Genomic DNA, 10082 nt, shown 5'->3' with positions numbered 1-10082 from the left:
TAACGACCTCCAGCTGCAGGTGCGCCAGCCTCACAAGCGCACCTGCAGCAGTACCCATCACAGCCACCACAAGGTTACAGGGGGCCGAGCCTCCAATGTCAGGCCGTGGCGGCTCTCTTCCAACTTTGCAAGCTTCCGTCGCGCGCCGTTACGTATTCGGGACTCACCTCCTTCCGCCAGGTTTCGGAACCCGTGACGGTAAGTTAGATCGAAACGTGCTGGAGGGCGACGTAAAATGCGGTCGCCTCCCCCAAGGTGTGCTGGGTCATGACGTCATTTGCATCGTGAATGGGTGAGGACCTCTTAAGTTGGTGGCTACCACAAGTAGACAACGACTAAGAGGTCTCCATGTCCCACCGTAACGCCCGCCTGACTCCGAACGGTAGAAGGATCATCATCGAACGCATCCTGGGCGGCCGGTGGCTCATGTGGTCAAGGAAATGGGCATGTCCGCGCACCGGTGGCTTAGCACACCCAGTCGCCTCGACCGGCCGGCACACGATGATCGGCCCCCGGAACCACAACTCAGGAGCCGCTCACCTAGGCCTCTTGACAATCGGACCTACATGTCAGCCCGCTCCACAGGATCAGCGAGATAACCTGATAGCCTCCAGTCGCTGCATCGCTATGGCACTTCTGCCGAGGTGGCCGAAAGTGGTTTTGTGGCTACCTTCCGAAAAGAGCTCCCTTCGTTCCGGGAACCATTCTGGAGATCGGCGGCGATTAACGGCAACCGTCCAGTCGTAGACCCAAAATGAGCATCCCCTCTGCTCTCCGACCTTCATGGTCTTCCTTGAGTCCCTTCGACGCGCCGCGTACTCAGGAACTCATCTCTTCCTGACGCTCCGATCGCACGGATCCGACGTGACGGTCGAAGAATGTCGCGACGCTCGCGTCAATCTCCTGAACTCGCGGGATCATTGCGCTCATGCCGAAGACCCCATGGAATAGGCCGTCAAAACGTTGCTTTTCCATAGTCACGCCCGCTGCGGCCAAGAGATCGGCGTAGTTCTCTGCTTCTTCATGAAGCAGGTCAAGCTCCATGGTGAGAACGAGCGCCGGGGCGAGCCCGGCCAGGGACGTTGTCCGGTTCGGTGAGGTTTGCGCCGTAATATCCGCACCATCGAGGTACATCGCCCAGAACTTCTCACATGCTGCCGCGGTGAGGAATGGCCCGCCCGAAAGCTCGGTCCTCGATGGTGAATCTGCGTCGGGGTCGATGACCGGATACATGAGGATCTGAGCCGCGACGGGAATCTGCTCGTCACGAGCGCGAATAGCGGTTACGGCGGCGAGATGAGCCCCCGCGCTTTCGCCCATAAGGGCAATTCGATCTGCATCTCCGCCATACGCCCCGATGTATTCTCGAACCCACAACAATGCCGCGAAGGCATCGTCGGGCCCGGCAGGGAACGGATGCTCGGGTGCAAGTGCATAGGTGGCCGAGACAACGATTGCGCCCAAGCTGTCGGCGTAGCGCCGGCAGGTGGGGTCAAGCGTCTCGAGCGACCCGGAGACGAATCCACCGCCGTGGTACATGATCAGCACAGGAGCTTTCTCTGCTCCTTCGACCGCGACACTGTCAGGAATGTAGATCCTCATACGTGGCACATCGATCTCTTCAACGCGCATATCAGGACCCGTAATCTGCATGCCACCCATGGCATCCATCAGTCCGCGCATCATCTCCGGAGTCAGCTGCTCCATGGGGGGTGTGCCGCCGTTGAGCATGCCCGCTACGACGACCGCGGCAGCCGGGTCAAGCCGCACCAGGGGCGGCACCTCCGTTGCCACCCCGTCGAAAGATAGGCCGGCGAAGCCGTGTGACCGCGCCTGCTCGATGATGGCGTTGTACATTGGCGCACCGAGCATAAAGGTGTAGCCCGTGACAGCTTTGCCCTCGACATTCCCACCGACGTGCCAGGACTTTGGGGATGCCGAGTAGAGTGACATCGCTATAATCGCGCGGCACAGGTGCACCCAGCGTTCCTCAGCGTCAGCCGTGGCTTCAACTGTTGTAGCGTGGCGGGATTGCATTTCACTGACTAGTGCTGTGGCAAACTCCACTTGCTTTTCGGTCACCATGGTGGTGTTGACAACGCCAGCTGCGCTGAGCGGCCCGACGATCGTGAAGAGGTTCGGAAATCCTGCGCCGAGCATACCCAGATAGTTTCGAGGCCCATCTTGCCACGTGGACTGCAGCGTCATGCCATCCCGCCCGATGGTGGGGATAGCGAGCTGTGCGCCGGTGAATGCATCGAATCCGGTGGCCAGGACGATCATGTCGAACTCGTACGTGGCGTCGGCCGTGCGAATCCCGGTCTCCGTGATTTCCTGGATTGGCGCCGCAGCGGCGTCTACCAACTGCACATGGGGCAGGTTGTAGATGTCATAGTAGCCATCGACGAACGGAGGACGCTTCGTGGCGTATGGATGATCCCGCGGGCTGAGGAGTTGGGCGGTTGCTGGATCCTTGACCTGTTCGCGGATCTTCCCTCGCACATACTCTGCTGCCGTTTCATTAGATTCCGGGTTGAACAGCAGGTCGTTAAAGGTGGACGTAAGGAGTGAGAAACCTCCGCGCTCCCAGTAGCGGTCATATACTTCCCTGCGTTCTTCAGGGCTGGCAGCACTGGCTGGAAGCAGCGCCCTGTCGTACGGGAGCCCCATCAGGTAGCTCCCGGATTCGCCGCGAATCTGCTCGTGGTTCTCGGCGTTCCAACGACGTTGTTCAGGAGCGACAGGCTCGTTACCCAGCCGGCCTACGAAGTTCGGGGTCCGCTGAAATATGGTGAGGGCCCCCGTCTTCTCGGCGATCGCCGTGACGAGCTGAATTCCCGAGGCGCCAACTCCCACCACGCCGACTCGCTTTCCTGCGAAATCCACCTCGTGCTCGGGCCAGGAGCTTGTCCGATAAAGCTCGCCGGTGAAAAGATCGGCCCCAGGAAAATCAACGCTCTTGGGATGCGACAGGCCGCCCACGCAGGAGACCACGTAGCGCGCGCTGCAAACTTCGCCATCGGACGTTCGCACGGCCCAGGTGGCAGAAGGCTCGTCCCACGTGAGCGACTCCACGCGAGTTCCGAACTGGAACGAGCGGCGGAGCTCAAGTCGATCGGCCACCCATTCCAGATACGATCGGATCTCTCGTTGGGGGGCGAATTTTTCGGTCCATTCCCATTCACGCTGGATCTCGTCGGAGAACGAGTAACTGTAATGCACGGATTCAAAGTCGCACCGCGCTCCCGGATACCGATTCCACCACCATGTACCTCCGATACCGTCAGCGGCTTCGAATGCCCTCACTGACAGCCCGAGTTCGTTGCGCATCTTGTGAACCGCATATAAGCCAGAGAAACCGGCACCTATAACGACGACGTCATGGTGTCCATTCATTGAAAACTCCCTCGTTTCCTGAACCGGACTAGCGCCCGGAAAAACTTTCAATGCAGGGAACGATCTGATCCCTCATAATCTAAGAGTGTCGTGTCGGGGAGGCCAGGTCTTCGGTCCGTTGGCCGAGAAAAGCCCTCTCTATTGACCAATCGACCAAATGGGCCAGAATGAGAGGAAAGTGATATCGGTGAGCGGTGTTGATCCTGATGTCCGGGAGCGGGCACGTCGCGTGGCGACAGCCTTGCTGCCCCGCATCGACGACATCGGAGACGCCACGGCGGGCTACATTGTCGAACGGATTCCCGAGTTGTCCCGGCTCGGCGTCCGTGAGCTCGCCAAAGCATCAGGTCGGATTGGCTCGGCGGCGTTGATCCACGCCCTTTCGCGTGGCGAAGACGCCACAGAGATCGTGCCCTCGGCAGAGACGTTGCGCATCGCCCGCGACATGGTCCAGCATGGCGTCGACCGCTCGGCCCTCACTCGCGGGTACCGCGTGGGGATAGCGTTTTGGTGCGATGAGTGGGCCCGTGCTGTAGCAGGGTTTGATCTCGAAAGCGAGGCGCAGGTGGCGGTAGTCCAGTATGGCACGTCGTTCCTCCTGACATGGCTCGAGGTCATATTGGACCGTATCGAAGCCGCCTACCGGGACGAATCAGACCGGCTGGTACAGGAAGGGACGTTGGAAAGGGCGGCGTATGTTAGCAGCGCGCTCGATGGCGGCGACTTTGATCCCAAGGTCGCAACTATGCGGCTCGGGTACAACTTCGCCGGATGGCACGTCGCCCTGGTCCTGAGCCGGGTCGAGGACGGGCAGCCTTCCGCGCCTCTCGATTCGCTGGCCAGGGCGCTGGCCGGTTCAATTGCCAACGCCAGGCCCCTGGTCGCCCGTGTCGACGTCAACACGACCTGGTGCTGGGTTCCCACGAGGAAGAACGATAGGGCGTCCTTCGAACAGGTGTCCGTCCTCGTCGGGCAAGGTCAACCCGGTTTTGGGCTTGAGGGCTTCCGCCGAAGCCACCAGCAAGCGCTCGAAGCCCTACGCGTCGGACGAAAAGCTGCCAAGCGGCCCGGGACGGTCACCCAATTCGATGAGATCGAGATCGCGGCAATGTGCAGCGAGAACTACGAGCGGTGCAGGACTTTCGTCTTGGAGCAGCTTGGCACTATTGGCGACGCGACGCCGGAGATGGCGGTCCTGCGGGATACACTCTGGGAATTTTTCGCTACAGGCGGCAGCTTCCGGGCAACCGCTTCGGTGCTGGGTATCCATCACAACACTGTTCGCTATCGGATCGGCCGGGCAGAGCAGATCCTGAATTGCCCCGTTGGTCAAAACCGAATGAAGCTGGAATTAGCGCTATATCTAGCCCACTCGTTGGAGCTAATAGGCAGACCTTAGCGACCGGAACGACCGATAACACCCGCCCCTTCATAGAAACCACTTTGACAGGCAAAATTCTTGGCTTGCGCCAAAAATAGGTGACGCAAGCGAAAGGCTATTGGGACTGCTAAAGGTTTGATTGACACTTCCCTCCAAGGATTTGATGGCAAATTCCTAGGGTGGTTGCAAGGCTCTGATTGATGGAGCGTTTCACGGTCAAGTTGTTTCCGCCGGCCGCCCGTACTGATTTTGTTGATTTGGTGTGCGGTGGACTGTCGATCCTGCAGGCCTCCCGGCGTGCCGGAGCGGTGCACCCGACCGGGAGTAATTGGTGGGCCCAGTCGGCCAGATGATGACTGTGAATATGGGCGCCATTGGGGGCTTGGCAGATCCGGCGCCCTCAGTGAAGGGCCGGGCCGGGCTTTGAACCTGGCGGAGCGGGGGATGATCCAGATTGGCGCGCGGAGCGCATTAGGCCCGGCGCCGGCCCAAACCGTTAAAGCCAATCGAACAGGAGGCGCTATGCCGGCTGATCGGAGTGTGGATCGTGACGGGCGGAGCCTCAAACTGATCTCGGCGATGTTGGCCTTCCACTTCCCGGATGATCAGACTATGCAGGTGAGCCACGAGCCGTGTCGTTTCCGTGGCCGGCGGTTGAGTTCCGCGGCGACGTTTTCGAGGATTCCGGGCCAGTGGAACGACAGATCGGTGCTTTTCGGGAAGTACTCGCGGAGGAGCCCGTTGGTGTTTTCGTTGCTGCCGCGTTGCAAGGGCGAGTGTGGGTCGCAGAAGTAGATCGGCATACCGGTCGCCATCGTGATCTCCTGATGCCGGGACATCTCCGCTCCTTGATCCCAGGTCGTCGAAGGGCGCAATTGCTCGGGCAGGCTATTCATCGCGGTGATTATGGCATCGGCCACAGTGCGGGCAGCGTGATCCCCGGGCAGATGCAGCAACATCACGTAACCGCTGGCCCGTTCGACAAGGGTCCCGATCGCGGGCTTCGATGCCGTCGAACCGATGATTAGGTCCCTTTCCCAATGGCCGGGAACAGCGCGGAGGGACAGGCCCTGCTCCTTAGCCATCCTCACCAGCTCGGGGGCGGCCTCGGCCTCAGACTTCTCTGTCAGGCTTTTAGCGGTTTTCGTAATCGGCACAGCCTCAAGTGTCGCGGCCATATCGGGCTCCTCCCCGCCAGGCTCACAGCCCGGCGTGTCGAGCTGGATAGCCCGTTATTTCCACAGTCCCGGTGAGACGAAGTCATGCTGCAGGTGGACGACTAAGAGTGCAGTTGAAGCTGGGTTAAGGGTGTTTTTGGCGCCCTTCCGGTCTATTGGTTTTGAAACCCTCGGCGCGATGAGTTGCTGCGTCGAATGGCTTGCTGATCGCTCTACTTCCCTGCTTGCGGTGTTAGACGTAGAAGCGTGCCAGGAGTTGAGCCACGGCGGCGGGGCGTTCGATGTCCTTCATTTCAATTATTGCTTTCACCTTGATCGTTGCGCCGCGTTCGACAGCACTGACGTCGGTTATGGTTGCGCGAGGCCGGACCTTGGAGCCTACCTTGACCGGTGAGGTGAAGCGTACTTTATCGAGGCCGTAGTTGAGCTTGGTTGTCACGCCCTCAACGTCAAAGGGTTCACTCCAGAGTGGAATGATAAGAGAGAGTATGAAGAAGCCGTGCGCAATCGTAGCGCCGAGTGGGCTTTCTCGTGCACGTTCGGGGTCCACGTGAATCCATTGCCGGTCACCGGTGAGGTTGGCGAAAGTGTCAATATCCACTTGCGTTATCTCCCTGTAATCACTAGTTCCGAGATCGGTACCTGCCATGTTGGGGAGGTCCTTGAAGTCGACTACGAGGTTCGGCATTCCTGAATCTTTCATGGGTCCGATATCATCGGGCATTTGTCGCTATGTGGACGACAAGCTCTCGGAAGCGTTCGTCGTAAGATAGGCCGGAAGGCACCATCTAACCCCACGCGGTTGACAGGCGTGCATAACGGACATTGAGGGAAGGCAGCCCATTTCGCGCTAGGCGGTTCGCCGTCGTTGTCGCCATCCGATTTGAGCTAAGAGGTCCCGGGTTGGAGTTCTGGTGGCAGCTGTGGAAATGTTGCGCCGACCTGTTGCAACTTCTCCGGCTTGAACAATTCCGCTCCATATTGTTGAAGGTCCTCATAGCCCCAGCCGCCGTCGTGATAATCGCTGCTGAGGGGCGCCGGGTGCGCCCAGAGTTGCAGGCGGTCGCCCCCGACACCGATGACCTGCCCAGTTATACCCGCTGCATCATCAGAAACAAGGTATGCGATAAGACCTGCGACGTCTGTTGTTCTGCCGAAGCCAAGTTCACGGCGGAAGAAGGAGGGCATAGCTTCGCCGCGTTCCTCTGCTTCAAGGGCCTTCTGGAAGTATGGAACGGCCTTGGTCATTGTCGTTGCCGCGACAGGAATAACGGTGTTCACATTGACACCTGACTTCTTCATTTCCAGGGCCCAGGTTCGCATCATCCCTACGATTCCCGCCTTGGCGGCAGAATAGTTTGTCTGGCCGAAGTTCCCGTATTGCCCGCTGGGGGAACCGATTGTGATAATTCGGCCGCGAATGCCTGCGTCTTTGAAGTAGGAAAAGGCCTCCCGTACACAGGTAAATGTTCCGCGTAGGTGAACATTCACGACCACGTCGAAGTCCTCGTCGGACATGTTCAGTAAGCTCTTGTCCCGCAGGTTGCCGGCGTTTGTCACCAATGCATCGAGTCGACCGAAAGCAGCGATTGCACCGTTAACGAGCGCCCTTGCCGCTTCGGTGGTGCCGACATTGGCGGCAACGGAGACGGCGCGGCCACCGTCCCTTCGTATCTGGGCTGCGGCACGCTCGGCCCGTTCCGCGTTCACTCCGTTGATGACGACCGCACAACCACGGCCTGCAAGTTCCTTGGCATACGCAAGTCCCAAGCCCTGCCCGCTGCCTGTAACGATCGCCACTTTGCCGGCCAGATTCACTGCGCACCTCCATTTCACGGGGTAGCAACTTCGTGCTCGTTGCCGACCTGGCAACGACACACAACCCAGAAACAGGAATCGTGTGTACCTGACTTATCAAAGCCGACGTCGCCAAGGCGGCTCTACCCGGTGTTCCGATCCCCGGAACAAGGTTCAATGTCAATCTGCAAAAGGGCTACCCGCGGACGACGCCAGCCTCCGCTTAGCTACGTCATTCCAGCACGCCCGCTTGGGTGGTTGTCGGATTGCCTGCCATAACCCTCGGCATTGTGCGGGAAGGTGAGGTTTTGCTGGGAGCGACCAGTGGTGTTGCGGCTTCCACACGGCCGGTTCTGATGTAGGTGCCGTAGCGGGGGATTTCTACTGTTGCTGCCGGGAGGCGGAACCAGTCATCGACGCGGAAGCGCCGTGATGCCTGGGGTTCGTAGATTCTGTGTTTGATGGCGAATGATCCGGCAGCGGCCTGCGCTGTTGGTGCACTCATGGCGGTTCCTCGATGGTGGTGTGGGGACTCGGTCTGTGGGGCGGGTGCGGCCTGCTTCTTGCCGGCGTTGGTGAGAAGGCCCGCCGTGTACTCGGAGAGCCAGCCGAGGCCGGCTCCGGCGATGAGGGCAATGTGCCGGCGGCGTCGAAGGTGGTGCCGAAGTAGACTGCGCATCCCGGCGAATGTGCCCGGGATGAAGGCCAGCGCGCTCCAGCGTGCCTGGACGCCCATCGCGACTACGGCGATGCCCAGCGCCGCGGGAACGGGGAGGTTCGCTGCTCCCCGGACGATTGCTGCGCCCAAGAGAACGCCGGAGAGGTTGGCGGGGATGGCTTTGAGCAGTCCTGCCTTTTTGCCGCCGACGGCGAAGAATCATGCCCATGAGAGGAATCTGACCCAGGTGATTCGGCCGAAGGAGGTGGAGATCGCCGCCGAAGCCGGGGCGCCTTTGACGGCACGTACACGGGGCGCGGCTGAAAACTGGACCGGTCTTTTTGCCGAATTCACTTTCGTCAGGTTGCGGTGTCCTCTTCGTACCAGCCCACCCAGGCAGACGAGGTCAATCGCAGGCTGGGCACTGCCAACTCGGCCTCCCACAAGGCGACGTCCTGCTTGCTGTTGAGGTGGAACATCAGTCCCAGGTGACGGGCCAGAAATATCATGGGGTGTTTCCTTTCCAAGCGGAGCGCAACAGCCGTTCAAGGTCCGCAGCCTCGACGCTGCGGGGATTCGACGGCGGTATCTGCGGCAGGATGAGGTTCACGGCTTCGGGGATCCGGTCTTCGCGGAATCCGAGGTCGGCGAGGCTGCGCGGGGCGTCAATGCTGCTGTATAGCCCTGCCAGGCCTGTGGACGCATCCGCACTACCCAGCTCGGCGGCGATGCGTTTTTTCGCGTCCGGTGCGTCCGGTATGTTGAACGCTGTGACGTGGGGAAGTATCACCGCGTGTGTTGCAGCGTGCGGAAGATTGAACGCTCCGCCCAGGACGTGGCAGATCTTGTGGTGCATGCCCGCCCCGGCTGACGCGAAGGCGGTCGCCGCCAGGAACGCCCCGCTCAGCATCTGTTCCCGGCCTACGACGCTTGAGGGGTCGGCCTTCACCGCTGGCAGTCCCCCGGCGAGCAGGCGGATGCCCTCGGTGGCGAGTGCGGCGTTCACCGGGTGGGCGCGGGGCGCCCAGAGGGAGTCGATGCAGTGCGCAACCGCGTTCAAACCCGAGGCCATCGAGAGTGCCACGGGCAGCGAAAGCGTCAGTTCGACGTCGTAAATTACCGACGCCGGCAGCACACGGTCATCAACCCCCGTGGTCTTGCGGTGGTCCGCTGTGATGCCCCAGACATTCGTGGCCTCGGACCCGGCGTAGCCGGTGGGTACCGCGACGATGGGCAGACCCGTGGTGAGCGCAACGGCCTTCGCCAGTCCGATGGCCGATCCGCCGCCCACGGCAACCAGGAGGTCGACGTTGTGTGAAGCGGCGGCCGTGCGGGCTGCCTCCGCTGCCGCGGCGGGGACATGTTCCACCACGTCGTGATAATGCAGGGCGACTTTGGCGTCTTGGGTGATGGTCTCCGCCACGTCCGCATACCTGCGGCTGGAGATTACCATCGCATTTTGGGTTTTCAGCCGTGCAGCTTCGGCAGCAAGGTCCTCTGTTGCGTTGCCGTTGCCGAAGAGCACCCGCTGACGGGGAGATACATGCTCGAACTGGAGTGTCATCGTAGCTCCTGGTCGGCGGACTGAGGTTGGTCGGGGCGGTAGAGGCTGCAAGCTACAGGTCCGGTGTGGGATTCCGCCCCGGACCTGTAGCCTTTGCCACTACAGTGT

Annotated in this window: 6 protein-coding genes and 2 pseudogenes; 1 reads left to right on the top strand and 7 read right to left on the bottom strand. The window is 60.6% G+C overall.

Translation table 11 applies throughout. The features are described 5' to 3' along the window. Window positions 1–819: 819 nt before the first annotated feature. Complete coding sequence (locus QRM96_RS20570; protein ID WP_285320803.1) at window positions 820–3396, bottom strand: flavin-containing monooxygenase; 2577 nt, start codon at window positions 3394–3396, stop codon at window positions 820–822. A gap of 187 nt (window positions 3397–3583) precedes the next feature. Here QRM96_RS20570 and QRM96_RS20565 point away from each other — a divergent pair, with 187 nt between their 5' ends. Continuing rightward, complete coding sequence (locus QRM96_RS20565) at window positions 3584–4795, top strand: PucR family transcriptional regulator (RefSeq protein WP_285320802.1); 1212 nt, start codon at window positions 3584–3586, stop codon at window positions 4793–4795. Between the two features lie 587 nt (window positions 4796–5382). Here QRM96_RS20565 and QRM96_RS20560 read toward each other — a convergent pair. From QRM96_RS20560 to QRM96_RS20535, 6 genes and pseudogenes are all read right to left on the bottom strand, one after another. Further along, window positions 5383–5835 (bottom strand): annotated as a pseudogene (locus QRM96_RS20560) (IS30 family transposase); the annotation flags it as partial. Between the two features lie 352 nt (window positions 5836–6187). Further along, entirely contained in the window at window positions 6188–6643 is a 456-nt protein-coding gene (locus QRM96_RS20555) for a MaoC family dehydratase (protein WP_285320804.1), read from the bottom strand. Window positions 6644–6843: 200 nt separating this feature from the next. Beyond that, window positions 6844–7773, bottom strand: coding sequence for an SDR family NAD(P)-dependent oxidoreductase (locus QRM96_RS20550; protein ID WP_285320800.1), 930 nt, complete (start codon window positions 7771–7773; stop codon window positions 6844–6846). Window positions 7774–7984: 211 nt separating this feature from the next. Next, window positions 7985–8617, bottom strand: a pseudogene (locus tag QRM96_RS20545) (DUF1097 domain-containing protein); the annotation flags it as partial. A gap of 152 nt (window positions 8618–8769) precedes the next feature. After that, window positions 8770–8919: a hypothetical protein gene (locus tag QRM96_RS20540; RefSeq protein WP_285320799.1), complete on the bottom strand. Its 150-nt coding sequence runs from the start codon at window positions 8917–8919 to the stop codon at window positions 8770–8772. Continuing rightward, complete coding sequence (locus QRM96_RS20535; RefSeq protein WP_285320798.1) at window positions 8916–9974, bottom strand: maleylacetate reductase; 1059 nt, start codon at window positions 9972–9974, stop codon at window positions 8916–8918. The genes QRM96_RS20540 and QRM96_RS20535 overlap by 4 nt, the downstream gene beginning before the upstream one ends. Window positions 9975–10082: the final 108 nt, after the last annotated feature.

Origin of the sequence: Pseudarthrobacter sp. lyk4-40-TYG-27, from assembly GCF_030209295.1 — a bacterium.
GTDB lineage: Bacteria > Actinomycetota > Actinomycetes > Actinomycetales > Micrococcaceae > Arthrobacter.
The sequence above is the reverse complement of the archived record's forward strand: the minus strand, read 5'-3'. Positions and strand labels throughout refer to the sequence as shown.